The 26,466-nt window shown below is 71.6% G+C and carries 20 protein-coding genes and 1 tRNA gene; 8 read left to right on the plus strand and 13 right to left on the minus strand.

Annotation, left to right across the window (positions count from 1 at the left end; translation table 11 throughout):
* Positions 1–108: 108 nt before the first annotated feature.
* Both NAEX_RS38370 and NAEX_RS38375 read right to left on the minus strand, forming a co-directional pair.
* Complete coding sequence (locus NAEX_RS38370) at positions 109–441, minus strand: hypothetical protein (RefSeq protein WP_096332425.1); 333 nt, start codon at positions 439–441, stop codon at positions 109–111.
* Positions 442–537: 96 nt separating this feature from the next.
* Positions 538–1,740 carry a pectin acetylesterase-family hydrolase gene (locus NAEX_RS38375; RefSeq protein WP_143141600.1) on the minus strand — a complete coding sequence of 401 codons (1,203 nt, stop codon included), beginning with the start codon at positions 1,738–1,740 and terminating at the stop codon, positions 538–540.
* A 284-nt stretch (positions 1,741–2,024) separates the two neighbouring features.
* On the opposite strand from NAEX_RS38375, the gene NAEX_RS38380 reads away from it, so the two are divergent.
* Complete coding sequence (locus NAEX_RS38380; RefSeq protein ID WP_096332427.1) at positions 2,025–3,521, plus strand: S1 family peptidase; 1,497 nt, start codon at positions 2,025–2,027, stop codon at positions 3,519–3,521.
* Positions 3,522–3,757: 236 nt separating this feature from the next.
* On the opposite strand, the gene NAEX_RS38385 is transcribed toward NAEX_RS38380, so the two are convergent.
* From NAEX_RS38385 to NAEX_RS51410, 3 genes are all read right to left on the minus strand, one after another.
* Positions 3,758–4,456 carry a hypothetical protein gene (locus tag NAEX_RS38385; RefSeq protein ID WP_143141017.1) on the minus strand — a complete coding sequence of 233 codons (699 nt, stop codon included), beginning with the start codon at positions 4,454–4,456 and terminating at the stop codon, positions 3,758–3,760.
* A gap of 390 nt (positions 4,457–4,846) precedes the next feature.
* Positions 4,847–5,956, minus strand: a complete 1,110-nt coding sequence (locus NAEX_RS38390) for a WD40/YVTN/BNR-like repeat-containing protein (RefSeq protein WP_096332429.1) — start codon at positions 5,954–5,956, stop codon at positions 4,847–4,849.
* A 274-nt stretch (positions 5,957–6,230) separates the two neighbouring features.
* Entirely contained in the window at positions 6,231–6,746 is a 516-nt protein-coding gene (locus tag NAEX_RS51410; RefSeq protein ID WP_170136367.1) for an ester cyclase, read from the minus strand.
* A gap of 452 nt (positions 6,747–7,198) precedes the next feature.
* Between NAEX_RS51410 and NAEX_RS38400 the strand changes: the two genes are divergently transcribed.
* A complete protein-coding gene (locus NAEX_RS38400) occupies positions 7,199–8,497 on the plus strand; it encodes a hypothetical protein (protein WP_143141016.1) in 1,299 nt (432 codons plus the stop codon).
* 428 nt (positions 8,498–8,925) lie between these two features.
* Here the strand turns inward: NAEX_RS38400 and NAEX_RS38405 are convergent, their stop codons facing one another.
* Both NAEX_RS38405 and NAEX_RS38410 read right to left on the minus strand, forming a co-directional pair.
* Entirely contained in the window at positions 8,926–9,954 is a 1,029-nt protein-coding gene (locus tag NAEX_RS38405; protein ID WP_096332432.1) for a PEGA domain-containing protein, read from the minus strand.
* Between the two features lie 111 nt (positions 9,955–10,065).
* Complete coding sequence (locus NAEX_RS38410; protein WP_096332433.1) at positions 10,066–12,393, minus strand: serine/threonine-protein kinase; 2,328 nt, start codon at positions 12,391–12,393, stop codon at positions 10,066–10,068.
* Between the two features lie 196 nt (positions 12,394–12,589).
* On the opposite strand from NAEX_RS38410, the gene NAEX_RS38415 reads away from it, so the two are divergent.
* From NAEX_RS38415 to NAEX_RS38430, 3 genes are all read left to right on the plus strand, one after another.
* Positions 12,590–13,678, plus strand: a complete 1,089-nt coding sequence (locus tag NAEX_RS38415) for a DUF4215 domain-containing protein (protein WP_170136368.1) — start codon at positions 12,590–12,592, stop codon at positions 13,676–13,678.
* 54 nt (positions 13,679–13,732) lie between these two features.
* Positions 13,733–14,944 (plus strand): DUF4215 domain-containing protein, encoded by a 1,212-nt coding sequence (locus NAEX_RS38420; RefSeq protein ID WP_245913894.1) that lies wholly within the window; start codon positions 13,733–13,735, stop codon positions 14,942–14,944.
* A gap of 322 nt (positions 14,945–15,266) precedes the next feature.
* A complete protein-coding gene (locus NAEX_RS38430) occupies positions 15,267–15,818 on the plus strand; it encodes a hypothetical protein (protein WP_143141014.1) in 552 nt (183 codons plus the stop codon).
* A gap of 455 nt (positions 15,819–16,273) precedes the next feature.
* Here NAEX_RS38430 and NAEX_RS38435 read toward each other — a convergent pair whose 3' ends face one another.
* Entirely contained in the window at positions 16,274–16,699 is a 426-nt protein-coding gene (locus tag NAEX_RS38435) for a hypothetical protein (protein ID WP_143141013.1), read from the minus strand.
* Between the two features lie 290 nt (positions 16,700–16,989).
* Here NAEX_RS38435 and NAEX_RS51415 point away from each other — a divergent pair, with 290 nt between their 5' ends.
* Positions 16,990–17,127 (plus strand): hypothetical protein, encoded by a 138-nt coding sequence (locus NAEX_RS51415; protein ID WP_170136369.1) that lies wholly within the window; start codon positions 16,990–16,992, stop codon positions 17,125–17,127.
* A 317-nt stretch (positions 17,128–17,444) separates the two neighbouring features.
* Here the strand turns inward: NAEX_RS51415 and NAEX_RS38440 are convergent.
* The 3 genes from NAEX_RS38440 to NAEX_RS38450 all read right to left on the minus strand — a co-directional run bounded on the left by NAEX_RS38440 (position 17,445) and on the right by NAEX_RS38450 (position 21,467).
* Positions 17,445–17,512, minus strand: a tRNA-Asp gene (locus NAEX_RS38440).
* 74 nt (positions 17,513–17,586) lie between these two features.
* Positions 17,587–20,307, minus strand: coding sequence for a hypothetical protein (locus tag NAEX_RS38445; protein WP_096332437.1), 2,721 nt, complete (start codon positions 20,305–20,307; stop codon positions 17,587–17,589).
* A 503-nt stretch (positions 20,308–20,810) separates the two neighbouring features.
* Positions 20,811–21,467, minus strand: coding sequence for a hypothetical protein (locus tag NAEX_RS38450; RefSeq protein ID WP_143141012.1), 657 nt, complete (start codon positions 21,465–21,467; stop codon positions 20,811–20,813).
* Between the two features lie 475 nt (positions 21,468–21,942).
* Between NAEX_RS38450 and NAEX_RS38455 the strand changes: the two genes are divergently transcribed.
* The gene (locus NAEX_RS38455; RefSeq protein WP_096332439.1) at positions 21,943–23,100 is read left to right on the plus strand and encodes an RCC1 domain-containing protein; all 1,158 of its coding nucleotides are present in this window, start codon (positions 21,943–21,945) and stop codon (positions 23,098–23,100) included.
* Positions 23,101–23,624: 524 nt separating this feature from the next.
* On the opposite strand, the gene nth is transcribed toward NAEX_RS38455, so the two are convergent.
* Complete coding sequence (nth, locus tag NAEX_RS38460; RefSeq protein ID WP_096332440.1) at positions 23,625–24,260, minus strand: endonuclease III; 636 nt, start codon at positions 24,258–24,260, stop codon at positions 23,625–23,627.
* 126 nt (positions 24,261–24,386) lie between these two features.
* Between nth and NAEX_RS38465 the strand changes: the two genes are divergently transcribed.
* A complete protein-coding gene (locus NAEX_RS38465; protein ID WP_096332441.1) occupies positions 24,387–25,556 on the plus strand; it encodes a serine/threonine-protein kinase in 1,170 nt (389 codons plus the stop codon).
* Positions 25,557–25,699: 143 nt separating this feature from the next.
* Here the strand turns inward: NAEX_RS38465 and NAEX_RS38470 are convergent, their stop codons facing one another.
* Positions 25,700–26,014 (minus strand): hypothetical protein, encoded by a 315-nt coding sequence (locus NAEX_RS38470; RefSeq protein WP_096332442.1) that lies wholly within the window; start codon positions 26,012–26,014, stop codon positions 25,700–25,702.
* Positions 26,015–26,466: the final 452 nt, after the last annotated feature.

The following is a 26,466-nucleotide window of genomic DNA, read 5'->3' on the forward strand; positions in this document are numbered from 1 at the left end:
CCGCGAAAGATGTACGCGCGGCCATGTCCTCCGGGGCATGGCCGATCGGCCATGTCCGAGCGACCATGCCGCGGGGGGCAGGTCCCGTGGCCGCGGCGGCGCGGTCGCCTACGGGATCTTGCGCAGCCGGACGTCGCCGGCCGGCCCGGCGACGTCGGTGAAGATGCCGGACAGGCTGGTCGAATTCTCGACCTTGCCGACGTAGAGCGCGTGGTAGCCGGTCTTCTCGTTGACCTGGCGGATCGAGAACAGGGTCCCGCGCGCGGACGAGTACAGCGTGCCCTGGAAGTGGCTCGGGTCGTCGGCGGGGAACACGTAGCGGCCGACGAAGTGCTCGGGGTCGAGCTGGATGATGATCAGCTCGGACGGCACGGTGGTGGGCGCGAGTTGCCCGTTGAGGGTCCGGTCGAAGCTGAATTCCCAACGTCCGCTGAGGTCCATAGGGGCTCCCGAGGCCCGACCGTAGGCGTCCGCCCGGCCCCAGTCAATAACCCCGCGCGCGCGCGTTCGCCAGCGCGCGCGGCGGGGACCGCGGCACTAGTTGTCCTCGTCCGGCTGGACGGACTCGCGGTAGTTGACGAGCGGCTTGTCGTCGTCGAGCAGGGTCTCGATGAAGTCGCCGAGGTCGACGCCCTGCTCCTCGATCTCGGTGTCGAGGTACGAGATGATCGAGACGCAGTGGCTGTCGTTGAGGTCGCGCCAGTAGGGCAGGTAGTACGCCATGTTCGGGTGCGGGTCGTACAGCGCGGTCATGAGGTCGGTGTCCTCGGCCCAGTACTCGAGGATCTTCTCCTTCGTCATGTCCGGGTAGAACCGCTCGTACGAGTAGCGCGAGTAGTTGAAGTCGCGCTGGAAGAACACGGTGCTGAGGCGGTCGTCGGGGTAGAGGTCGGCGAGGTGGGTGTTGAGCACGCCGAAGTCGTCGTCGATCTCGTAGCCGCGCGGCAGCTCGCCGAACACCGAGTCCACGTTCCACGAGGAGCGGATCTTCTCGTGCAGCTTCGCGGACCAGCCGCCGCTGGGGAAGATCGGGCCGGAGTCGTCCATCAGGTAGCCGCGCTGGGCGTCGATCCGCGAGCGGAAGAAGTGGTAGTTGATCAGCGCACCGGCCCCGCCCGCGCTGCAGCCGGTGACGAACAGGCGGTCGGTGCCCGGGAACTGGGCCGCCATCCAGTCGGTCGCCGCCATCACGTTGTTGTGGCCGTTGTGGTGGAACTCGAGGTCGGGCTCGACGCCCTCGGGGTCCTGGTAGACGATCACGTTGTTGCCCGTGTGGACGTCGCCGGTGCAGTACGGCAAAAACACCAGGTTCCAGTCCTGGGTCAGGCCCTCGACGTCGCGGCGCATCAGCGGGGACAGGTTCTTCGTCAGCGGGTCGTAGAGGAGGTCGTCGGGGACGCCGTCGGGGTGCGCGGCGCCGAGGTCGGCCTTGCCGGAGCAGGTGTCGAAGTCCCAGCACGCCCCGCCCGGCTCGAGCATCACCAGCAGGTCTTTGGCGCCCTCGTGCCAGTTGACGAAGATCTTGTACTGGCTGCCGTTGCCGCACACCGCTCCCTCGAGCGGGACGGTGATCCACTGATCATAGGCGGGCGGCTCGATCGGTCCGCCCGTCGTCGTATCGGTGGTCGTGTCGCCAGAGGTGGTGGTCGGCTCGTCGGTGGTTGCGCCGGTGGGGGTCCCGCTGGTCGGCTCGGACGTGGTCCCCGTCGCCCCGGTCGACGTGTCCGTGTCCGGGATCACCGCGGTCCCGCTCCCGGTCGTGCCGTCGTCACCGCAGCCCGTAAACAGCGCCAAAACACCCGCAAACGCGAGCTTATGTCGCGACATTCCTCGCTCGAAGTTCATGCCACCGCTCCTCAGACCGTCCACGGTAGCAAAACTCACCTGCCCTTCGCGAGACCATCGAAACGCCGTATCTCGTGCGTTTCCATGGCGAGTAGAAACCCCTCGCGCGATACCGCGCGATCACACCCACAGGGCCGCACCGCTTGGTCAGTCCTCGCCCGTAGTGCCATGGTAGGGCGATGAGGCCCCCAGCGTACATCTCAGCCGCCTTCGTCGCCCTCTCGTTCGCCACCCCGGCAGCAGCCGACGAGCCGCCCGATGTCCTCGGCTTCCCGGTCGAGCCGACCGAGATCTACGGCGGCGTCGACACGGTGACGTGCGGCTGGCCGACGACCGTGTCGATGCTCGGCCAGTGCACCGGAACGCTGGTCCACCCGGAGGTCGTCATCTTCGCGGCCCACTGCGGGTCGGGCTACAACGCCGTGATCCTCGGCGAGTCGATCAACGGCCCGAAGCGCCAGGTGCCCACGGAATTCTGTCAAACCTTCCCGGGGGGCGGACCGGGGAACGGCCAGGATTTCGCGTTTTGCAAGCTGTCGCAGCCGCAGCTCGACATCCCGATCGTGCCCATCCTCATGGGTTGCGAGACCGACATCCTGAAGCCGGGCCAGCAGGTGACGATCGTCGGCTTCGGCAACGCAGACACCGGGCCGTACGGGGTCAAGCGCGAGGTCGTCACCACGATCAACAGCATCACCGGCAACGGCGAGGTCGACATCGGCGGCAACGGCAAGGACAGCTGCCAGGGCGACTCCGGCGGGCCGGTGTTCGTGCAGCTGGCCGACGGCTCGTGGCGCGTGTTCGGCATCACCTCGTACGGCGGCGCGTGCGGGACCGGCGGCATGTACTCGCAGATGCACCGCGGCATCGAGTGGTTCGAGCAGCAGAGCGGGATCGACCTGACGCCGTGCCACAACGTCGACGGCACGTGGAACCCGACGCCGGCGTGCAAGGGCTTCCCGCTCGACCCGGGGGCCGGCAACGGCGACTGGGGCACCGGCTGCGGCGGCGGTCCGGTCGGCGGCCAGAGCGTGACCTGCGGCTCGGCGGCCTGCGACGAGGCGGCCGACAAGGAGGGCCCGACGGTCAGCGTGCTGTCGCCGGCCGACGAGACGGTGCTGATGTCGCCCGACATGGCCGAGAACGTGTCGACGGCGATCAGCGTCGGCGCGACCGACAACGCCGGCGGCTGCGGGGTGAAGGAGGTCCGCCTCCTCATCAACGGCAACGACGTCGGCGGCGTCGACGTCGCCGAGCCGTACGAGTTCGCCAACGTGTCGTTCCCGACCGGCTGCTGGGAGGTCGGGGCGAAGGCGATCGACTGGGTCGGCAACGAGGGCATGGCCGAGCCGATCACGCTGTGCATCAATCAGGAGCCGCCGCCGCCGCCGCCGCCGCCGCCGCCCGACACCACCGACGGCGACAGCGAGTCGAGCGGCGACAGCGACTCCGGCGAGTCGACCGACGGCGCGCCGACGACCGGCAGCGACCCGACCCAGGGCAACGGCAGCGGCAGCGGGCCGATCACGACCGCGGGGCCGGCCACCGCCGGCGACACCTCGGGCCTCGGCGAGTCCGACGGCTGCGCCTGCGCGGCCGAGGGCTCCGACGCGCCCAGGGGCGGGGCGCTCATGCTGCTCGGCCTGGCCCTGCTCGGCCGCCGCCGCCGCCGCTGAGCTGGATCGGCGGCAGGCCGACGACCCGGAGCGACGCTCCAGGCCCGGGGCTCCCCCGCGGCGAGGGGCCCGGCTCGTGGTGGCCGGTAGGGGCCACGAACGGCCGCTTCAGCGAGCCTCGGGGAGCCCGGGCGGCCTGGGCGCGGCGGGACCTCGGGATGTCTGAGAAGGCATGTCGAAACAGGCATGTCGGAACAGACAGGTCTGTAGCGGCATGCCCATACAGACATGTCCGATCAGAACCTGCCGGCGACGGCCAGGCCGGCGAAGCTGGGCTGGATCTGCAGCTCGGCGAGGCGCGACACCCGGGCGGCGCGGGCGTACGACACGCCGAACGCGAGCAAGCCGGCGCCGGCGACCGTGAGCGACTGGCCGGCGGCGGTCAGCACCAGCCAGGCGCTCCAGCGGTCGCGGACGCAGTCGACCGTCAGCCGGCCCTCGTCGCGGCAGGTCGCGGCCCCGAACGCGTCGCGCCACAGCGCCACGCGCGAGCCGACGTACATCGCCAGGCCGAGCGCGAGCAGGCCGGCGCCGGCGCCCACGTAGGCGGGGGCGACCTTCCCGCGGCGCTCGTGCCGGGCCCGGTTCCACGCCGAGAAGCGGCCGCGCACGGTCCCGCCCCCGGCCGCCAGCCCGACGGCGGCGAAGTTGAACACCGGGGCGACGGTCGAGAAGCCGAGGTAGCGCAGCGACTCGTCGATGCAGTCGGTCACGCGGATGTGCAGCTCGGGGTAGACGTGCTCCTGGCCGCAGCCGCGGCGGAGGATGCCGATCCGCCGCACGTGCGCGGCGAGCCCGAGGCCGCCCGCGACGCCGGCGCTGACGAGCAGGCCGAGCCCCGACAGCGGCATCGCCGGCGGCAACTCGCGCGGGGGCACGGGCGCGGCCGGCCGGACGAGCGTGAGCGACACGAACAGGGCGAGCGCGGGCGACATCGCCGCAAGGTGAGGGCGATCGCGGATCGACGCCAGCGCGGGTGGCGGCGCCGCGAGGTCGCCGGCGTCGTCGGTGTGCGCGGGATCGCAGCGGGCCGCGAGCGCAGGGCCGTTCAGAGGGTGTCCAAAGGGACAGGTCGTGCCGTCGACGGCCCGGCTGCAGGGCTGTCCGAGGAGACAGCTCGCGACGGCCGCGGCCCGCACGCGAGCGCAGGGCCGTTCAGAGGGGGTCCAAAGGGACAGGTCGTGCCGTCGGCGGTCCGGCGACAGCGGGGGTCCGACGAGGCAGGCGGCCGCGGTCCGCACGCAGGCAAGATGCCCTCAGAGACAGGTGAAAGGGGCACGGGCGGCCGACCGGGTGGCGCGAGGGAGGACCCGAGGCCGGACCGCTCAGGAGCCTCGCGGGAGCTTGCAGGCCCCGCTCGGAGCCAGCGTGACGAACGCGAGCAGGCCGTCGTCGCCGGCGACCAGGATGCCGGAGGCGTTGCCGCGAGACGTCACCCGCGCGCCGGCGCCGACGGGCGTGGGAGCGGCGAGCATGGAGGACTCGGGCCAGCCGCCGAGGGTGCCGTCGTCGTAGAGGGCGGCGAGGATGCCGTCGAAGCGGCCGATGCCGACGACCGGGGCCGCGGGCTCGACCGGATAGAACTGGACCTCGCCCGGGGCTTGCTGGAGGACCTTCCCGGTGGCGGTGACGATCGCGGCCTCGTCGTAGACCTGGGCGATCCGCACGAGGTCGTCGGTGGTGCCGGTGGCGACGGGGTTCCAGGTGACGCCGCCGTCGACGCTGTGGACCGCCAGGCCGCCGGCGCCGACCGCCACCAGCGGGTTGCCGGTGACGGCGTGGAACGAACCGGTGGCCGCGGGCGCGAGCGCGGCCGGCTGCCAGGTCGCGCCGCCGTCGGTGGAGCGCACGATGACGCCGTCGCCGACGGCGATCCCGTACAGCGACGTACCGCCGCCCTCGACGAAGTTGAAGAACGCGATGTCCCGCAGCGCGGCGTCGGTGCCGAGATCGACGGGGGACCAGGTGACGCCGAAGTCGACGCTGCGATGGGCGACGCCGCCGTCGCCCACGACCATCCACGTGGCCGCGTCGACCAGCTCGACGCGCTTCAGGGCCGGGTCGGCGGGCATCGCCAGCGCGCGGAACACGCCGCCGTCGTCGGGGCGGAACAGGCGACCGTCGGCCGCCAGCGCCAGCGCGAGCGTGGAGTTGAGCGCCGTGACCGACACGAACTCGACCGCCTCGTCGGCCGTGAGCGGGGTGACCTCGAGCTCGTGGACGAAATCGTCGCAGCCGGTCGTGCTCTCGGTGACGGTGGGCGAATCCTCGGTCGGGTCGGGCAAGCTCGTGGTCGGCGACGAGGTCGACGCGTCCGTCGAGGCGGTGGACGAGGTCGACGACGCGCCGTCGGTCGCGGAAGACGGGGTGGTACAGGCGAGCGCGAGCGCCGGCAGCCCGAGCAGGAGCGAGAGGGGCGAGCGAGGCGAAGTCATGGTAGTCCGCTCAGTTCGTCGCGACCGGCGCGGGCTGTCAATAGCGCCGGGGCGAGTCGCCTCGCGCCCCCAGCGAGAGTCGACGGTCGCGAACTCATGGGACACGCCCGCGCTCGTGACGGCGACCTCGGCTCGGCTCGGGGCCGAAGATATCGCTCGCACGGACCCGCGCGCCGATGGTCGCTCTCCCCTCGGAGGTCCGCAGCGGTCCGGACGACTCGTTCGCCGCGCCCTGCCTGCCGTCGACGACGACGCGCTCGCCGGCGACGGCGCCTCACCGCGGGCCCGTGTCCGGCGGGCTCGGCTGGGCCAGCCGCTGGGCGAGCTCGTACGCGCTGCGTTCGACCCAATTGTGCGCCAGCTTGCCGTCCCGCACCTCCCACACGGAGATGCCGGTGAACTCGATCGGCCGGTCGTCGGCGGGCGTGTTCAAGATGCCCTGATTGAATCCGGTGACGACCCAGCGCGACACCACGCGGGTCCCGTCGGCGCTGCCGAACATGTCGTGGCTCGTCAATCGCAGCTCGCGAATCTTCGCGCTGAACGAGCGCACCCACTCCTTGAACGCGGCCCGCCCGACGACATCCGTGCCCGCAGTGGTGAGAATGAAGTCCTCGGTGCAGAGTCTGTCGATCGTGTCCAGGTCCGGGGGCGGGTTGTACACCCTGGCCCAGAACTCGCTCAGGAGCCGCACTCCGGTCGCGTCGGGTCGAACTTGGCCGGCCGGGCCGCCGCACGCGCTCGCGGCCAGGGGCATGAGGAGGGTCGTCAGTGCTTGGCGTCGGTCCATGGTCGACTCGGGAGGTGTCGCGCTGCCGTTCGACCGGCGAACGCTTCGCTCCAGTCTGCTTATTCCTGCCGGAGCCGCCGCGCTGCGCAGCTCGTCGGCGGCGGTGCCGGAGCCCGCGCAGCTCGCCACGTCGCCGCCGTCCGCGCCGCACCCGGCTCGGGTCGTGGCTCGGCCGTCGAGGCGCCGGGCCTGCATTCGCCAGCGGCGATGGTCCACCGGCAGCGGGGTGCGATACATGTCCTTGAGAACATGTCTTTTAGAGCATCCATCGTCCTCGCCTGGCGACGAAACGAGGGCAGTCCGTCGCGTCATTCATGCCTGTCGCCGGCGCGTTCGGCAGGCGACGCGAATCGACGGCGCGCGGATCGACGCGGGCCGGCGCTCGCATCCGCCCGGGCGGCCGCGCGACCGTGCGCGTTTCCTCCGCCCGGCAAACGGCGGACAATGACGCGATGACGGCTCCCGACCCGCAGGACCGCGCGCGCGACGGGCTGTATCGCCTGCTCGCGGCGGCGATGACGTACGGCTGGGCCCGGCTGATGGCGTTCATGGCCTGGATGGCGCTGCTGGTGTCGACGTACGCGTCGCTCGACGGGGTGATCGGCGAGGGCACGGTGTCGCCGCTCGGGCTCGTCACGCTGAAGACGGTGCCGCTGCTGCTCGCCGTGCTGGTCGCGCTGCCGAACGTGATGCTGCACATCGTCGCGCGCATGATCCTGTTCCGCTTCTCGCGGCGGAACTTCAACCTGCTGTGCCGCGACGCGCCGGCCGAGGCGGCGCTGCCGGACGAGGTCAAGGCGCGCTGCCAGGCGACGTGGGCCTACGAGCGCGGGCGGGCGCAGATGCGCTACGAGTCGGGCCTGTTGCCGCAGGTCGGCGTGTTCGGCCTGCTGGCCTCGGCGATGCTGGCGTTCTGCATCCTCGGGATCCACCTGCCGCCGTCGCAGCTGTTCCCCAACCTCGGCGGCGAGCTGCCGACCTGGCACATCTGGGTCGCGTGGACGGTGCTGAGCACGGCGACGACGTCGTTCATGCTGTCGGTCGGCCGGATCCTGGTGCGGATCGCGGGCTACGACGCGACCACCCGCACGTTCGCCGACGCGGCCCGCTCGTTCGGGCTGTGCGTGGTGAGCGGCGGGCTGCTGGCGTGCCTCACCGTGTCGAGCACCGATCCGAAGACCGCCCAGGCCAGCATCGCCATGGGCATCGCCGTCGGGCTGCTCGGCGACCGGGCCTTCATCGCCGTGTCGAACCGCGCGGCCGCGCTGCTCGGCACCGAGGTCGAGGTCACGGAGCCGGGCATCGGCCTGCGCGTGATCGAGGGCGTCGGCGCGGAGGACAGCCAGCGCCTGCAGGAGGAGAACGTGTCGTCGGTCCACGCGCTGGCGTTCGTGCCGGTGCCGCGGCTGTTCTTCAACTCGTCGCTCAACCTGCAGCGGATCTGCGACTGGCAGGACCAGGCGCTGCTGTTCGTGTACGTCGGCGAGAGCCGGGCCAAGGCGCTGCGCGAGCAGTTCCAGATCCGCGGGGCCATCGACGCCCAGCGGCTCGGCCGCGGCTTCGAGGACATGCCGGCCGAGGTGCAGCAACAGCTCGTGGTGAGCCTCAACTTCCCGAGCCCGACGCACGCGCGCCAGCTGTTCGCGCGGCTGGCCGTCGATCCGCGGATCGACGAGCTGCGGGCCTATCGCGCCGCCGAGCTGAGCCTGGAGCCGCTGCTCGACGAGCGGCCGGCGCTCCGGCGTGCGTGAGGCCGCCGCACACTTCGGACGCCGCCGGTGCGGCGCTGCGCGTCAGCCCGACCCACGCAGCGACGACACCGGCGACGTCCAAACTCGTCCCGATCGCGGGGCGAAGCGCCGCCGGACGGGGGCGACGGGCAGGCGAGCGCCGCCCGGAATCGCAAACCGAGGCGCGGCGCACGAGGCCGGCGGAGCTCGCTGCCAAAAGATCGCGGCTGGACATCTGCGAACACACCGACGGGGCTCGACTCCAAGTCTGGGCGGACCATCGGGTGCGGCAATCCGGCGACGATGACCTGCGCCACGAGCAGTTCGCACGCGGCGCAGCGCCGTCGATTCGCCGCGGCGAGGCGGCGTGGGGCCACGAACGTCGATCGGACGGTTGTCGGCGGCGAAGGTGCGACAATTCGGCTGTGTCGCCGATTACGCCCGATCGCTCAGAAGGCGCCGGCGAGGCCGATGTAGGTGGGCCCGAGACGCGCGCGCAGGCGGGTCTTGCCGCGGTCGCGGGTGCGCAGGAGCAGCATCGTGCCGGCGGTGCCGAGCAGGGCGCCGGCGGCCAGCGCCGCCGCGCCGCCCCAGTCGGTGTCGAACACGAAGCGGCAGCGGCCCGAGCTGTCGACGTCGATGCCGTCGCAGCGCCCGCGGTACTCCTCGCCGTCGATCTCCAGCAGGCCGACGCCGAGCGCGAGCAGCGGCAGGCCGCTGAACAGCAGGCCCCAGCCGGCCCCGCGCAGCTTGAGCGCCTCGGGCGTGCGCCGCAGGTCGATCTGCAGGCTCTCGCGCAGGCCGGCCACCGCGACCAGCTCGCGCTCCTCCGGGACGTACCCTTCGGACATGACCCGAACGACATGTTTGCCCTCGAGCACGTTGCGCTCGACCGGGGCGGCGCCGACCAGCTGGCCGTCGATGAACACCAGCGCGCCGGGCGGGGTGGTCACGATCTCGAACGCCGGCGGCGGCTTGGCCAGCGCGTCGAGCTTGGCCAAGAGGCGCGCCGCCTGATCGGCGGTCAGCGCCCGCAGCTCGGCCAGGCCGCACAGCTCGCAGCCTCGCTCGCTCTCGGCCGCGCGCCCGAGGTCGCGGGTGGCGACGAGCTCGAGCCGCAGGGTGTAGTCGCGGTCACTGACCGTGACCTGGGCCCGCAGGACGAAGGCGGCCCCGAGCTGGTCGCGCAGCCGCTCGAGGCAGGCGTCGTCGCTGCACGGGCCGCCGGCCACGCGGGCCACCGCCCCGGCGTCGAGCAGCTGCAGCCGCCCGCGCCCCAGCCCGTCGCGCAGGTCCTGCGCGAGCTGCGAGGCGAGCAGCGGATCGTCGGCCCCGCTGAGGGCGATCGGCGCGATCGCCAGCTTCGGCGCGTCGGCCTCGGGCGCGGCGGCGGCCGGGCAGGGGGGCTCGCGGCCGGCTGGGCGGCCGCGGGCGCGGCGATCAGCGACATGGTCAAAATCACATGGACGCCAGGACATGCCCTTCGGAACATGGCTCGAGCCACCGATCTCCTCCTCGCCGGCCGCGCGGCGCCGCCCGGGGCGCGGGTCGTGACAGGTCCTCGGAGACATGTCCTTCGGAACATGGCCTCAGCCACCGATCTTCTCCTTGACCTTGTCGAGCCGGCCGGCGGCCTTGGCGTGGCCGAGCTCGGCGGCCCTGTCGTACTGGGCCTTGGCGTCGGGGTAGCGCAGGACCTTGAAGTAGGCGTCGCCGAGGCGGATCCGGAAGTCGCCCTTCTTCGGCTCGGCCTTGACCGCCCGCTCGGCGAACACCACCGCCTGCTCGAAGTGGCCGCGGTCGAACTCGACGTCGGACAGGCCCATCAGCGCCGCGCCGTTGCGGTTGTAGGCGGCGAGCGCCTGGTTGAAGGCCCGCTCGGCGGCCGCGAAGTCGCCGCGCCGCCGGGCCGCCTCGCCCTCCTGCGTCAGCTCGTCGGAGCGGGCCCTGTCCTGGGCGGCCTGCGCCAGCTGCTCCTCGGGCTCCTCGGCCGGCGCAGGCGGCGGCGCGGGCCTGGGCTCGACCTTGGGCTCGGGCTTGCCCGGGCGCGGGCGGGTCGCCGGCGGCTCGGGGGTCGGCAGGGCCGCGACGACCGGTGGCGGCTCGGGGGTCGGCTCCGGCGCCGCGGCGGGCGCGGGATCGGCTGGGATTGCGGGCATGTCCTGCGGGACATCTCGCAGCGCGTCGGGGCCGAGCAGCGCGGCCAGCAGCTCCTTCTGGGTCGCGGCGCCGCGCTCGCGCACGAACTTGCGCAGGCGCTCGTCGCGGTGGCCGCGGTCGTGATCGGCGAGGATCTCGAGCAGCTCGGCGGCGGCGAGGTCGGCGGCGGTGAACTCGCCGCGCTCGGCCTTGGCCAGCAGCTCGGCCATCTGCCCCGGCGTGTAGAGGCCGCGCTCGCGCGCCCGCGGGTGGTCGGGCTGGAACACCAGCGCCTGCGAGTAGAAGTCGCGGGCGAACGGCTTGCCGGCGTCGGTGTCCCAGTAGGTGTCGCCGAGCTCGGCGAGCGCGTCGGCGAACTCCTCGCGCAGCTTCTGGGCCTCGTCGCGCGCGGGGCGCTCGGCCGGGCCCTCGGTGCGGTCGAGCGCGACGACGCGGAGGATCGACGTGTCCTTCGGGTCAGACGCCGGCGGGTACACCCAGTGGGCCGCGGAGCCGGCGGCGCGGGCGTCGGCGGCCAGCTGGGCGATGTGGGCCAGCTCCTCGGCGCTCGGCGGGCGCTCGCGGGTGGCCAGCAGCACGGCGACGGCGGCGACGGCGGCGGCGGCGAGGGCCACGGCGAGGCTGCGCCAGCGGCTCGGGCGCGCGGCCACGAGGTCGCGGGTGAGCGCGTCGAGCAGCGCGTCCATCGACGGGTGGCGCTGGGCCGGCTCGGTCGCCAAACCGCGGACCAGCGCGTCGTGGATGAACGCCGGCACCTCGCTCGCCGGCGGCTTGACGAGCTGGCCGGAGCACACGGTGTCGGCGAGGTCGAGCAGGTTGTCGCCGGCGAACGGCTGCTGCCGGTACAGCGCGGTCCACAGCGCGACGCAGAAGCTGAACTGGTCGGAGCGCGCGTCGGTGGCCTCGCCGCGGTGCTGCTCCGGCGACATGTACGCCGGCGTGCCCATGATCGTGCCGGCCATCGTCAGCGCGGTGCTGAAGGCGTTGTGCCGGCCGACGCGGAGGGCGACGCTGTCGCCGGCGCTCTCGGGCGCGGGGCTCGGCTGCTGACCGGCGGTCCCCGCCAGCCCGAAGTCGGCGACGCGGGCCCGCCCGTCGTTGCCGATGAGGACGTTGTCGGGCTTGAAGTCGCGGTGCACGAGCCCCTCGGCGTGCGCCGCCGCCAGCCCGCGCCCGGCCTGCACGAACATGTCCCGGATCTCGCGCCACGATCGCGCCTGCTCCGAGAGCCATGCCCGAAGGGTCAGGCCCTTGACGAACTCCATGGCGACGTAGATCTGGCCGCCCTGCTGGTTGATCTCGTGGACCTGGACGACGTTGGGGTGCGACAGCCGGGCCATCGCCTGGGCCTCGCGGACCATGCGGTCGCGGGCGTTGGGATCCTGCGCGGCGTCGCGGAGGACCTTGACGGCGATCCGCCGGTCGAGCTCCTCGTCGTAGGCGGCGTAGACGACGCCCATGCCGCCCTCGCCGAGAGTGCGGAGGACGGCGAAGCGGCCGAAGCGGGGAGGGGCGGCCACGGGGCCGACCAGCGCGCCCGGATGCGACGGCCGGGTCTGATCGAGCGCGAGCCTGCCGGCGGCGCGGGCCTCCGCGAGCGAGTCCTCGACCGGTCGGTCGAACGTCTCGTACAGCTCCTCGCGCGGCCGGGGCGCGACGAGCTGCGCCGGCGTGGCGGCGACGAGCGTCGCGTCGATGCCTCCCCCGCGCAGCGTGTCGGAAGGGTCGCGCAGCGTGTCGGAGGACTGGTTGCTCACGGGAAAGGACCGACCGACGACCTCGGTAAGGTCGCCTCTCCAAGGTAGCGCCGAACGGCGCAGGCGTGAAAGTGACGAGTGCGCGCCGGCGAGCGGTGCGCGGGGCAAATTCGCGCGAAAGGCGGCGATTGCCGGCCGCGAGCGCCTCGTTTACACCAAGATGATGGTGACGCCCTTCGGTCGGTGGCGAGCGAGCGTGGGGATCGTCGCAGCCGCGGCGCTCGCAGGTTGCCTCGACCGGAACCCGGACTTCGAAGAGCCGCCGCTGCCGACCGCGAGCGGCTCGGACAGCGCGACCACCACGGGAGATCCGACGGCGCCGCCGTCCCAGGGGACCGCCGACTCGCCGTCGGACCCGTCCGCGACCGACGCGGGCACCGCCACGGTCGGCGTGACGGAGACGACCGACTCGCTGACGACGGGCCCGACGACGACGCCGTTCGAGGGCTGCGGCGACGGGCAGCTCGACCCGAACGAGGAGTGCGACGACGGCCCGGCGAACGCCGACGACGCGGCCTGCACCAGCAAGTGCACGCTGGCGCGGTGCGGCGACGGGCTGATCCAGAAGGACGTCGAGTCCTGCGAGGACGGCAACGACGATCCCGCCGACGGCTGCGTCGCGTGCTTCGAGCCGCACGTGTGCCAGGAAGTGCTGTTTCGGGCCCCGGGCAGCCCGACGGGGCTGTACAAGATGGACCCGGACGGTCCGGGGCCCGGGCCACTGGTGCCGGTGTACTGCGACATGACGCTGCAAGGCGGCGGCTGGACCCGGGTCGAGCGCAGCCCGTTCGACGATCCGATCGCGCGGGCGCTGTTCGCGGACGTCGAGGTCAGCTACGCCGACCCGACGAACCCGCGCTACCGCATGGGACGCGCGGCCATGGAAGCGGTGAAGCAGCGCTCGAACGAGCTGTGGATCGATTGCGGCGGGAAGGACCACCTGTGGACCGACTCGGACTTCGTGTTCGCCGGCGAGGACGAGCCGAACATCTGCAACGCCATCGGCCCGGTGCTCTACAAGGAGGCGCAGCTCAATGACATCCTGCTGACGGACGTCGAGCTTTGCACCGGCTTCTCGGGCTTCCTCGACGGCGAGTGCTCGGGGGCGTGGCGCATCGACGAGATCGAGCAGGAGCTGTGCGGGCTGTCCGGCACGCCGTGGCTGGACGGGCAGCTGTTCACCACGCAGTCCGCCGACGTCTTCGCGGCCGACCCGACGGTCGTCGAGCCGGAGGTCCACGAATGTCACAAGCCGGGGGCCATCCGCTCCGTGTTCATGCGCTGAGCGCCGGCGCGGACCGCGGGCGCGGCACGAAAGCGCGCGATCGTGCGGACCCGCGTGCGCGGGCCGATTGTCGGCCGCGACGGCGTCGACTACACCGGAGCCATGGGTGCAGCGCGGAGTGAGGTGGTCGCGGGCGTCGTCGTCGCCGCGCTGGTGACCGGTTGCCTCGACACGAACCCGTGGTTCGAAGAGCCGACCGGTTCGGGCGGGGCCTCGAGCGGGATGCTGTCGCCGACGACGACCGGAAGCACGACGGCCGAGCCGCTGCCGACGAGCACGACGAGCTCCGAGTCGACGACGACGACGACGACGGAGTCGACGGGAGGAACGACGTCGGAGACGACGTGGATCGAGACGACCGACACCGGCACGTCGTGGCCGCTGTCGACCGGCACGACCGAGTGGTTCTCGACCGGGGACCCGTGGACGTGCGGCGACGGGGTGGTCGAGGGGCCCGAGCAGTGCGACGAGGGGGCCGACAACAGCGACACCGGCGCCTGCACGACGCTGTGTACGACGGCAGCGTGCGGCGACGGGTTCGTGCAGGCAGGCGTGGAGCAGTGCGACGACGCCAACTTCAATCCGGCCGACGGCTGCGTCGACTGCGTGGTCCCGCACACGTGCAAGGAGCTCCTCGAGCTCCATCCGCAGGCGAACGACGGCCAAGCCCAGATCGATCCCGACGGGCCGGAGCCGATGCCGCTCATCCCGGTGTACTGCGACATGACGACCGCCGGCGGCGGCTGGACGCTGATGGAGCGCAGCCCGTACAACGACCCGATCGGCCTCGCGCTGTTCAAGGACGCGCCCGAGAACTCGAACACCCCGCTGGCGACGCGGTACCGCATGTCGCGCGGGACGATGGGCGCGATCGCCATCAACTCGACGGCGATGCGGCTCGACTGCGGCGGCAGCGATTACTTGCTGACCGACGCGCAGTCGCTGTTCCTCGGCGACCTCGGCCCGCCGGGCTGCGCCAACTCGGCCCCGGTGCTCTACCAGGAGGCGGAGCTCAAGCAGTACAAGCTGACGAACGTGCAGCTGTGCACGGTGTTCGTCGGCCTGGGCGACGGCCAGTGCCCGGGCGCGTGGAGCATCGACGAGGAGAACCAGTACGATTGTCTGCTCGACGGCTATCCGTGGGCCGGCAACAACGAGGCGATCTCGCCGTCGTCGGTCGACGCGTTCGCCGTCGATCCGCAGAACGTCGACCCCGCTCACGACTGCCACCAGCCGGGCGCGGAGCGCCGGATCATGCTGCGCTGAATCGACAGTGAGGGGCCGCCCGACGGATGCCGTAAATCATGCCGGAATCGAACCGGCAACTTTCAGATTATCAGTCCGACGCGTTTACCATTTTCGCCAAAGATAGATGACGCCCGTCCACGTGGCGGCCCCTCGCGGCGAGGATGACCGCCTCCGGCCGCCAGCGTCAAGCCGCGCCGACGACGCGCGCGGGCGGTCCTGCGCGGGTTCCGGCCGAAGGTGCGATTTCGCCCGAGGGGCGAGAATTGCTGCGGCGGCAGGCTCGATTTACACCGAGGTGATGCGGGCGGGCCTGGTTCGTGCGGGAGTGGTGTACTGCGACATGCAGACGGCGGACGGCGGCTGGACGCTGGTCGAGCGCAGCCCGCGTCAGCAGCCGATCGGCCGGGCGCTGTTCGCCGACGTGGCGGTCAACCCGGAGACGCCCGAGAGCTCGCGCTTCCGCATCAAGCAGGCGGCGATCGAGCTGCTGGTGGCGCAGACGACGGAGATGCGGATCGACTGCGGCGGCGACGATTACCTCCTGACCGACTCGGCGGCGATCTTCACCGGCAAGGACGGACCGCCGCAGTGCTTCTCGGAGGCGGTGACGTACAAGGAGGCCCGGCTCAAGGGCTTCGCGTTGATGAACACCGCCCTGTGCACGGGGATCCTCGGCGAGCAAGACGGTGGCCCCGGCGCCTGGCACATCGACGAAGCCTCGCAGGAGGAGTGCTCCCTCCCGCCGTTCCCGTGGGACTTCATGGTGCCGGTCACCTCCCCCGGCGCGGACGCGTTCGCGGTCGACGCCGCGGTGCTCGACGACCTGCAAGACCCACCGCCGATTCACGATTGCCACCAAGGGACGGCGGTGCGGGTGGTGATGCTGCGGTGAGCCGCGGCGGGCCGGACGAGCGGATCGATGCATTGATGAGATGTCTCTGGGGATCGTTGCGCCAATGGTGGCAGCGAGGCCGCCCTACCATTTGCCCGCATCCACGGTATGGACCGGCCGCGGCGCCGTGAAAACCGAGGGCTATCGTAGGGGGAGCGGCGGTCGGGTCGCAAGGGACTCGACTCGTACGTGGCGCGAGATGGCGCGAAGGGGGCGGGCAGACGCGTGCGCCGGCGAAGCTCGGCGTATTTGGAGCAGGATGCGAGGGGCCCGCTGCGACGCGCGGCGGGCCGCGAAAGACCGCGACGTCGCGCGCGGGGCCGCTGGCCGCCGCGCTCGACCGAGCGTACCGTTCACGGCCGCGAGCGACGGCCGATTGACCTCGCAGACGCCGTTGCCGCCTTGACGCCGTCTTGCGGTGCATCTCGCGGCGGCGCCGCGACGGCGGGGTGCAGTCACCCGCCGGTCGTGTCCTCGTCCAATTGACAGGGGGCTCCCGGGTGCGGGCAGAGTTCGCGCGGAATCGTGTCTTCGACGCACTTCCAGGTGCCGTCGACGCAGGCCGGGTTCAGCACACCGTCGGCGCAAAAGCCCGGCGCATCGTCGACCACGATGCACGCGGCGCACTGAAGCGGCACCTCCGGACCAGGGTGATCACCGGCCTCACAGGGAGCGAGCGAAGTGGTCTCACCGGTGCTGCCGCTGCCAGTCGGACTCTCGGTGGTGGTGCCGGTCCCGGTCGTGCTCGTTCCGGCGCCGGTCGCGTCGGTCGTGCCCTGCCCGGTACCCGATTCGTCGGTCTCGGACGTGCCCGGCCCGCGCGACGGGCCCGCGCAGGCGACGAGGAGGCTCAGAATCAGTGGTAGCCGCAGGTTCTCCACCCATTCAATGTACCCCCTGCGGCGCCCAGCGGGCAGCTCGATGCAGCGACTGGCCGTCTGTGGGTCGCGCATGCCGGGCCGATGCCGTGGGCCCCGACGCCGCTCGAGGGAGGCGATCGAGGAGGTCGGCGGTTTCCGGGGGCCGCGGGGGGCTCTACGTCCACGGCGGCTTCGATGAGACTAGACCCGAGGACGGCCGACGCGGATCAAGCGTACGAGCGGCGGCGTCGCAGCGCGACGCGGCTCACGAGGCTGTGCGTCGGCCTCGTCTTCGTGCATCTGCTGTTGTGGTGTCGCTGGTTCGGGCGGTCGGCGAAATCGCCGTCGCATTGATGGCCGCGCCAGCGCTCACCCAGTTCGTCGGCGGCGCCGCCACTGCAGTTGCGGGCGTGCAGCTCTGGCGCGCCGACGGATTCCGGGTGGCGTGACGGCCTCTCGCGGGCTGACCCGTCGAGGCCCCACGCCGAGCTGCCGGTTCAGCCGCGACAACACCACCGCCCTTCAGGGGCGGGGCCGCTGGTTCATGGTCGCGGCCACGAAAGAGCGCGGTCTGCAGCAGGTCGCTCGAGCTACGCGATGGAAGCCTCACCGAAGGTAGGGTCCACATCTCTTGCACGAGCATGACCATGAATGAAGGCAAGGATGGCTTCGGGGAGCGTCAGGGGAGAGCGTGCTGAACCTGATCGAAAAGCGTGTCTTCTCCAATCAAGAGTGCGAAGTGAGGGGCTGCCCGACGGGCACCTGTTACATGCGAGGATCGAACTCGCTACCTTCAGTGTGACAGACTGACGTGATGACCAATTTCACTAATGTTGGTGTTGCCGCCCACGTGGCAGCCCCTCGCCGGCGAGGATCGCCGGAGCGAGGGGCTCGCGTCAAGCCGCGGCTCACTCGGCCTTGCCGGGCTTGCCGTCCTTGCCGGCGGACTCGCGCGCGCGCATGCCGTCGGTGGTGCGCGAGATCGGGGTGCCGCGCACCAGCTGCGACAGCAGCTCGGCCGGGCTCTTGCCGCCGAGCAGCGCGACCAGGTTCATGTTGCTGGCGGCGGCCTTGAGGACCTCGCTGTCGGCGGCGGCTTGCAGGGCGCCGACCAACTCGTGCTGCAGCGCGCCGAGGCGGACGGCGTCGGCCTGGGCGAGCGCGGCCGCGCGGGCCTGCTCGACCTCGGCGAGGGCCCGCGCGTGCTCCTCGGCGGCGCGATCGACGAGGGCGCGCGCCTTGGCCTCGGACTCGGCGGCCAGCACCCGCGCGGCGGCGGCGAGCTCGCCCTGCTCGCGCTCGCGGTCGCGGGCGGCCTCGAAGGCGAGGCGCTCGAGCTGTTGCTTGTAGCGCAGGGCGTCGGCGTCGCGGCCGGCGACGAGCTGCTGCTTGAGGAGGACGACGGCGTGCTCGTCCTGGGCCTCGAGCTTGTTGGTCTCGGCCATGCGCTGGCTGGCGCCGCGCTGCAGGGCGTGCTCGTCGGCGTCGAGGGCGTCGCGCAGGCGGGTGGACTCCAGGCGCCGGCGGGACTGTTGATCTTGCAGTTGCAGGGACACGGCCTCGCGCTGGACGTTGGCGAACAGCTCGGCGAGGGCAGGGTCGGCGACCTGGAAGCCGAGCACGTCGACGCCGCTCAGGACCATGCCGTTGTCGGGGAAGCGGAGCAGGCCGTCGTCGTCGCCGAGCAGGGTCTTGCGCACGACCGCCGGGAACTCGAGCAAGAGCTGCGTGGCCGACAGCAGCCGCGCCGCCTCGCGCACGCGAGCGCGCACGGTGTCGGCGAGCAGCTTGACCGGATCTTCGACGTGGAACCACCGCTCGGGCTCGCCCTCGAAGTGGCCGGCGAGGCCGAGCTTGACCTTGAAGCGGACGAAGTCGGCCGACTCGATCTCGAAGTTGTCGGCGACTCGCCCGCCCTGCACGCGCAGGAAGCAGGTGGTGACGGTCGTGTGGCCGTCCTTGGTCTTGCCCTTCGACAGCTTGAGCGCGGTGAGCTGCTCCTCGTACTCGAGCAGCTCGGTGCGCGGACCGACGACGACGCGCCGGCCGTGCCGCGAGGTGATCAGCACGGCCTCGTTGTTGGGCACGATGACGGACAGCGCCCACGGGGTGACGACCTCGGCGGTGGTCAGCTTGTGCGGCTCGGCGTGGCCGATCCACAGGTTCCACTTGTCGTGCGGGATCCGCCGCTGCACGTGCTCCTCGCCGCGCGGGTCGACGAGGTACGAGGTCTCGCCGCGCACCATCTTGACCATGCCGGTCCGCTGGTCGCGGACGTAGACGCCCGACTTCTGATCGATGCCGATGGCGTTGATGACGACGGCGTCGTGGTCGTTGCCGACGTGCGGCTCGCGGGTGACCGGGTTCAGCACCTCGGCCTCGATGAACGGGAAGAACACGCTCGGCAGGCCGCGCACCAGCAGCTCGGCGCCGGCCTCGTAGTGGTCGCGGTCGAGCGGGGTGCCGGGCGGGAGCCGCTTGCTCAGCTCGTCGTGCGCGATCGGGGTGATGATGCGGAGGTAGAGCGCCTGGTGCTCGCCGAGCTCGTAGGCGTCGTAGACCCGCCGCCGCGAGCCGCGCTGCAGGAAGGTGTCGTGCGGGCCGGGGAACACGCGCGCGGGGCCACGGACGATCCGCGGGTTGCCGTCGGCGTCGAACAGGAAGCAGAAGTTCTTGGGCCCGAGGACCACGGCCCGCCGCGCGTACGGGTCGGCCGCGACGCCGCGCCCGCCGTCGGCGGTGCGCTGCCGCTTCTGCGCGGCGCGGTCGTTCCACGCCTCGTCGAGGGTCGCGAGGATCACGCCGCGCTCGCCGCTGGTGTAGTCCTGGCGGTGGCGGATCTCGTTCTTCACCACGCTGAACTGCTTGGCCGACATGCCCTCGCCGACCTGCGCCAGCAGCTTGGCCAGCTCCTCCTGGGCGGCCACGGGCAGGGTCGCCACGCCGTCGTCCTCGCGGCCGCGGGCCTCGGTCTCCTCGAGCGCGGGCACGACCTCGATGCCGGTCGGCGGGATGAAGAACTGCGTGTGGCGGCCCTGGATGACGATCCGCTGGCCGATCCGCAGCTGCGAGGGGTGGGCCTTGGTGGCCGGCTCGGGCTGGGCGCGGCGGGCGGTGTCGTCGTCGGCGCCGTCGATGACGACGCTCGAGAGGCCGGCCGACTCGATCACGAGGCGGAAGTACGGCGCGGTCTCGTCGAGCGGACCGACGACCTCGACCAGGAGATATTGATTGGCGTTGAGCTTGTGCGCCGGGCGGACCTCGGCCGATTGACCGGGCCACAGGGCGAAGGCGCACGGGCCGGGGATGATCTTCTTGGTCCCGAGCCGCAGCTCCTTCTCCTTGTTGCCGCCGGGCACGTAGGAGCCGTTGGGGCCCTCGGGGTGGTCGGCGAAGACGGGGTTTTCGAGCAGGACGTACTCGCCGTCCCGGGCGATGATGAAGGGGCGCGCCTCCATCGGCGCCGGCTCGTAGCCGCCGCGCCCGTTCGACCGCACGATCCGGTCGTTGGCGCTGGGCGTGAACTCGGTCGGTCCGATGTGGGTGAGGATCTCGCCCGACGTCTCGTTGAGCGACCACAAAAAGGAGCGACGTGGGACTGGGATCTTCTGCCGATTCTCGATGGCCATCTTCGATCTCGCTGAGGGCCGGCAGGATAGTCCGCGGCCCCGGCGATCGGAAGCGTCGCCGCATGGCCGCCCGCGCGCGGACACGGGGGCGCGCGGCCGCGCGGGCCAGTTTCACGCCGAGGTCAGGTCGCCGTCAGGCCGCCTGGACGCCGATGTTCGGGCAGATGGGCTGCATCGCGCGGTCGCCGGAGCTCGACAGCTCGTATCCGCGGGTTGTCGCGGGGGACATGTCCCTCGCTGACCTGACTCCCTCCTCGACTCTCGACACCATCGCTGTTGCGTTCCTCACCGCACAGGCTCAACGCTTCAAAGGCAAGCAGATTCGGCCGCGTACGCTCAAGAACCGGAAGCACGAGCTGACGCATCTCGGCGTGCTCGGGGCCGTCCGGCTCAAGGATCTCACCGCCTCGAAGGCCGAGGACTGGGCCTGCGAGCTCGCCAATTGCGTCATGCAGGACGGATGCGCTTCGCCCTTCCACGGCGCGGGCGAGCAGGCGGTGCGGTCATCGGAATATCCTGAGCATGTCGAAGCCGAGCATCAGCCGCAGCTCCTGGCGGTCACCGTCCGGGAAGAAGAGGTATTGGTGAGCGACCTCGACGACGACGCCGATGCGGGTGATGTCGATCAGGAGGGAGGTGCGCACGCCGAGGGCGCGCCGACGCTCGACGTCGCCGAAGAGGAAGGCGGGGACGAGGGCCAGCGCGCTTTTCTGACCTACGTAGCCGAGGCCGAAGCCGGCGACCAGAAGGTGCTCGCGGGTGACCCGGCCGACTCCGAGGCTGTAGCCGAGCGTGGGGAAGAACGCCGTCTGCACGTTCCCGCGGTGCGTGCCGACGCGGGCGAACAGCAGGGCGTCGAGCGCGAAGTGGGCGCGGTCGCTCCGGTCGCCGACGAGGCCGATGCCGGGGCCGACGGCGATCCGGAAACCGGGGATGAAATACGGCGCGGGGTAGCTGTCGTAGGACTCGCGCGGCGGCTTCGGCCCCGGCAGCGGGATCGACCAGGACTGGCCGCATTCGGGCAGAAATTGCTTCGGCACGAAGCGCTCGGGCCAGGTTTGTGTCTGGAGGGGGAGCTCCGACGACGGCGCGACCGGAGGAGGCTTGGCCGATGCCGGCGCGCCGGATAGTGCGACGGCGAGGGGAAGAGCCGCGAGCACCTCGGCGCGGACCGGGCGGGCAGACGCAGGTGTCGAGCCGGCGAGCGAGTGAAATACCCTTCGGGGCATATCTCAGACAAGCGGGGGCGGGGATCGGACGGCGTCGAACGAAAGACATTCACGACGCACCTCGCGGCCCGAGGAGCTATGGACGCCGGCGAGCGAGCGCCACCTTGCCCATGGTAGCCCTGGCGCGGTGCTCAGTTCCGGTGTCGACGGCGCTTGGACCACCACGCCGCTCGAACAGCCCGGGCGTGTGCTTCAAGGCGGCCCTCGACCGTAGCCTCCGACGCGTTGGGACCCGTCAGTCCGCATCACGAACAGGAAGCGGTGTCCGTGGGAATGTCCTCAGACGTCTTGAATCCGGGGTCGTTCGGGGCGAGGCTCAGGCGTTGCTCGAAGGCGCGAGCGTCCGGAAGTGGCTTCGCGCACGATCGGGTCCGTAGTGACGGGGCTTGCGGTAGCATCACCACCGATGCATCGTCTCGTCCTTCTCGGCCTCTCTGCTGCGGGCTGCTCCGGCGGCGCGAACGAAGCGAGCGTCGCTGCGCAACAAACCGAGCCGGCGATCGACGCGCCGGTGGTGTGCTGGGGCAGCATCGTCGGCGAGGCGCCGCCCGCAGCCCACCCGATCGCCGCGGGCACGTTGCTCGGCACCGGGCAGCAGGTCTGCGCGCTGGGGCCCGAGGGCCTGGCGTGCTTCGGCAACGGCGCGCCGGGGCAGGAGATAGCGAGCGATACGCCGGCGCCCTTCGCCCCCGCGCCGCACGCCCGGGCCCTCGCGCTCGGCTCGAGCCACGGCTGCGCGCTGGAGAAAGACGGCTCGGTCACCTGCTGGGGGGGAGATCTCGTGGGGCAGCTCGGGCGCGGGAACGAAGCGCCCGCCGGGGCCATCGGCGCGATCGACCTCCGCACCGGCGAGGTCGTGCTGCCCGAGGGCGCCTCAAGGGGCAGCGATCGCACAGCGCAGGTGGTCGACCTCGCCGACGTCGTCCAGCTCGCCGCTGGCTCCTCGCACACCTGCGCGCGGACCTCGACGGGCGCGGTCCGATGCTGGGGCGCGGGGCGTCAAGGTCAGCTCGGGAACGGCGGCAAGGACTTCAGCACGCGGCCGGTCGATGTCACCGGTCTCACCGATGCCGTCGACCTCGCGGCCTCGAACGCGTGGACGTGCGCGGTGCGGCGCGACGCGACCGTGTGGTGCTGGGGCAGCGCCGACCAGTACCCCACGGGCGAGGCGGTGCCCGACGAGCTGGTTCCAGTGGCGATCGCCGGGTTCCGCGACATCGTCGCGCTGTCGATGCGCCAGGTCGGCGACTCGACCAGCGAGCAGACCACCTGCGCCCTCGATCGCGGCGGCGCGGTCTGGTGCGCCGACTCGCGCCGGCCGCCACGGCGCATCGACGGCATCGCCGACGCGATCGCCATCGCCTCGGGGGTGCACCACACCTGCGCGCTGACTGCCGGCGGTGAGGTGCTGTGCTTCGGCAGCAACGACCGTCGCCAACTCGGCGTCGAACAGCCCGAACAGCCGGTCGTCCGCGTACCCGGCGTCGCCGGCGCGAAGCAGATCGCCGCTGGGCGCTTTTTCACCTGCGCGCTGCGAACGAGCCCGACGCCGCCGAACCCTTGAGGATGTCCTTCGGGACAGGACGAAGGCGCCGCAGGTCGCCCGGGAGCTCCGCCGCCAACGCCGCGAACTTGCCGACATCAAACCCACCATCATCCCGATGAGACCTGCCCACCCGCAAGTCTATAGGCGCCCCTCCCTCGGTTGTATTCACGCTGAGCCCATACACTGGCGCCGACGTGAGCGTCGCCCTCCAAAGTTCTCCTGCACGACCAATCTCTCGTAGTGGTCCAGGAACGGCTGCGCTTCCCGCATCAGCCGCCCGTGTTCATGGTCCTTCCCCGTCTGTTGCAGCTCTCGCGCGTCGGTGGGTTGGACCAAACACGGACGCCCCTTGCGGGGGCGTCGGGCCAGGGGTGTTGGCGCACCCTCGACGGAGCGGCGTTCGAGCGGCGTCTGGTGCTTGGAACGACCAAGATTCGTATCACCCGACTCTTGCCGGCTGAAAACCGGGCCCATGTTCGGCCAGAACACAAAAACGACCCTCGGCGGGGTTGGAAAGAGCGTCTAAGCATGGTCAAGCATCATCAGCGGGCGACCCCGATCTTGGGGCAGATGTCCTGCATGACGCAGTTCGGGCAGTCGGGCTTCTTGGCGGTGCACACGTAGCGGCCGAGGAGGATCATGGCGGGGCCGAAGAAGGTCCAGTCGTCCTGCGGGACGAGGCGCATCAGATCGCGCTCGATGTCCTGCGGGCCCGAGTGCTCGGACAGGCCCATGCGCCCGGCCAGGCGGATGACGTGGGTGTCGACGATGACGCCCGAAGGTATGTTGAAACATGTCGCAAGGACCACGTTGGCGGTCTTGCGGGCGACGCCGGGCAGGCGCACCAGGGCCTCGATCGACTGCGGGACCTCGCCGCCGTACTCGTCGACGAGCATGCGGCAGGCGCTCTTGATCGCCTTGGCCTTCTGGCGGAAGGTGCCGGTCGGGCGCACGGCCTCCTCGAGCTCGGCGAGGTCGGCGTCGGCGAACGCCTGGGCGTCGGGGTAGCGCGGGAACAGGGTCTTCGTGACGGCGTTGACCCGCTCGTCGGTGCACTGGGCGGCCAGGATGGTGGCGACGAGCATGTGCACCGGGGTGTCCCAGTCGAGCTCGTAGCGAGCGTCGGGGTAGCTCTGGCGCAGGCGGTCGAGGAGCACGTCGATGTCGGGTCGCTGCATGGCGGCGGCATTATGCCCCGGATGGCGAGCGGTCGGCGCGTTCCGCGGCCGTCCGTCCGCCGGCTGGTCCGGATCGGATCACGCGGTTTTCCCCCGCGGGCCGCAGTCCGCTAGACTCCCGCGCGGATGGCCGACACCGCACCGCCCCAGGGCCTGCAGCGCTACCAGATCATGGAGCCCCTCGGCGCGGGGGCGCAGGGGCGCACGTTCCGCGCGATCGACCGCCAGACGGGCGCGGCTGTGGCGGTCAAGGTGCTGCACCTGCGCTCGCTCGGCGGCGACTGGAAGCCGTTCGACCTGTTCGAGCGCGAGTGCCAGGCGCTCGAATCGCTGTCGCACCCGGGCATCCCGCGCTACGTCGATCGCTACACCAGCGAGACCACCGGCGACTTCTTCCTGGTGATGGAGCTGGTCGAAGGGACACCTCTGTCGCAGCGCCTCGGGCGACCCGGCGACCCGGCCGAACTGCTGCGCTGGCTGACGGCGGCGCTCGACATCCTCGAGTACCTGCACGGCCGCCAGCCGCCGGTGATCCACCGCGACATCAAGCCGTCGAACCTGATCCTGCGGCCCGACGCGCGACTGTGCCTGATCGACTTCGGCGGGGTGCGCCTGGCGGTGCGGCCCGACGGCGGCTCGACGATGATCGGCACGTTCGGCTACATGGCGCCGGAGCAGCTCCACGGCGAGGCGACCCCGGCGACCGACATCTACGCGCTCGGGGCGACCATCGCGGCCCTGGCCGCGGGCCTGCCCGCCGACCAGCTGCCGCGCAGGGGGCTGCAGATCGACCTCGAGCGCTGCCTGGGGCCGAGCCGTTTGCGAGATGTCCTTTCGGCCATGTTGGAGCCGGACCCGACGCGCCGCCTCGGCTCGGCGGCGGCCGTGCGCGCGGCCCTCGGGACGTCGGCCCGCCCGCCGCGGCGGCCGAGCGAACCGCGGCGCGCGTCGCCGCCGGCGTCGGCGTCGTCGCAGGCGCTCGAGCACGCGCCGGCGCCCGACTACCCGGCGCTGCGCAGCCTGCCGAAGTTCCTGCGGGTGTTCGTGTGGGTGTGGGCGTGGATGGCGACCGGGCTGTTCTTCCTGATCGAGTTCGTGTTCGTGCCGACGGTGTTCGCGCTGCAGGCGTCCGGCCGCCGCTACAAGAAGAAAGCCCACCGCCTCAAGCGGCTGCGCGCCCGCGAGGCCGACGCCCTCAGCTCGGTGCAGCGGATCCGCCGACGCCTGCAGGCGATCGCCACCAACAGCGACCCGCGCGACCGACCCGCGCTGCCCGAGGGCCGCGAGCGCCGCTGAGGCGGCGCCGCGGCGGGGCCAAGACGTAAAACGGACATGGCCCGAAGGCCATGTCCGTGCACCGTCCATCTCGACCAGGAAGACCCGTCCGTGGGTGCATGGTGTGAGGGACATGTCCGGAGAGACATGCCCTCACGACGAGCTCACTTGGGCGCCGGCGGCGGCGGGTTGGTGGTCGGCGGGGTGGCGCCGGCGGCCGGCGGGGTGGCCTCGGCCGGCGGCGTGGTCGCGTCGGTCGGGTTGGCCGGGGTGTCGCCGGCGGGCTCGGCCGGCGGCGGGTTCTCGAGCGCCGGATCGACGGGAGCCGGCTCGGCCGGCTCGGCCGGAGCGGTGGAGGCGGGCTCAGGGTTGGCGGTGTCGGTCTGCTGCTTGTTGCAGCCGCTCATCAGCGAGGTGCCCGAGACGGCCATGATCAGCGTCGTGATCGCAGCGACGATGTTGTGCTTCGAAATGCGCATGTTGTCCTTTCGGGGAGGTTGCAATCAGGTAACCCGGCCTCGCGCTCGTGGTAAAGCAAAATCATCATCAATGTCGCAATTGGGGGCCGCGGGCATCAATTGCGAGCGGGCTGAGCAGGAATCGGACGCGCGTAAATTTCGTATTACTGCGATTCTTGCCGAAAGCGCAGCGGGCGCCATGACATTCAGTTCATGGAAATCGCAGTACGGGGATCGCCGCGAGACGCGAATTGGCGAATGGAGGAAGACCCGCCCGGGGTAATCCCCATGTTCACGGCGGACGAGCGAACTCAGCAGTAACGGGTCCGGTCCGGCGTCCCGCGCCTGGCAGGCGGCCGCGAGAACGGCTCTCGACGCGGGCGTCGAGGACCCCCTCGACCGCCGGGGAAGCGGGCTACGACCCCTCGTGGGCGAGCCCGCAGGCGCGCTTGCGCCGGTTCGAACCGCCTGGG

The organism is Nannocystis exedens, from assembly GCF_002343915.1.
GTDB classification, from domain to species: Bacteria; Myxococcota_A; Polyangia; order Nannocystales; family Nannocystaceae; genus Nannocystis; species Nannocystis exedens.

What these genes read in the sequence shown, in the direction of transcription:
- NAEX_RS38370 (WP_096332425.1), bottom strand. Translation starts at nt 441, where the DNA reads ATGGACCTCAGCGGACGTTGGGAATTCAGCTTCGACCGGACCCTCAAC.
- NAEX_RS38380 (WP_096332427.1), top strand. Translation starts at nt 2,025, where the DNA reads ATGAGGCCCCCAGCGTACATCTCAGCCGCCTTCGTCGCCCTCTCGTTC.
- NAEX_RS38385 (WP_143141017.1), bottom strand. Translation starts at nt 4,456, where the DNA reads ATGTCGCCCGCGCTCGCCCTGTTCGTGTCGCTCACGCTCGTCCGGCCG.
- NAEX_RS38390 (WP_096332429.1), bottom strand. Translation starts at nt 5,956, where the DNA reads ATGACTTCGCCTCGCTCGCCCCTCTCGCTCCTGCTCGGGCTGCCGGCG.
- NAEX_RS51410 (WP_170136367.1), bottom strand. Translation starts at nt 6,746, where the DNA reads ATGGACCGACGCCAAGCACTGACGACCCTCCTCATGCCCCTGGCCGCG.
- NAEX_RS38400 (WP_143141016.1), top strand. Translation starts at nt 7,199, where the DNA reads ATGACGGCTCCCGACCCGCAGGACCGCGCGCGCGACGGGCTGTATCGC.
- NAEX_RS38405 (WP_096332432.1), bottom strand. Translation starts at nt 9,954, where the DNA reads ATGTCCTGGCGTCCATGTGATTTTGACCATGTCGCTGATCGCCGCGCC.
- NAEX_RS38430 (WP_143141014.1), top strand. Translation starts at nt 15,267, where the DNA reads ATGCAGACGGCGGACGGCGGCTGGACGCTGGTCGAGCGCAGCCCGCGT.
- NAEX_RS38445 (WP_096332437.1), bottom strand. Translation starts at nt 20,307, where the DNA reads ATGGCCATCGAGAATCGGCAGAAGATCCCAGTCCCACGTCGCTCCTTT.
- NAEX_RS38455 (WP_096332439.1), top strand. Translation starts at nt 21,943, where the DNA reads ATGCATCGTCTCGTCCTTCTCGGCCTCTCTGCTGCGGGCTGCTCCGGC.
- nth (WP_096332440.1), bottom strand. Translation starts at nt 24,260, where the DNA reads ATGCAGCGACCCGACATCGACGTGCTCCTCGACCGCCTGCGCCAGAGC.
- NAEX_RS38465 (WP_096332441.1), top strand. Translation starts at nt 24,387, where the DNA reads ATGGCCGACACCGCACCGCCCCAGGGCCTGCAGCGCTACCAGATCATG.
- NAEX_RS38470 (WP_096332442.1), bottom strand. Translation starts at nt 26,014, where the DNA reads ATGCGCATTTCGAAGCACAACATCGTCGCTGCGATCACGACGCTGATC.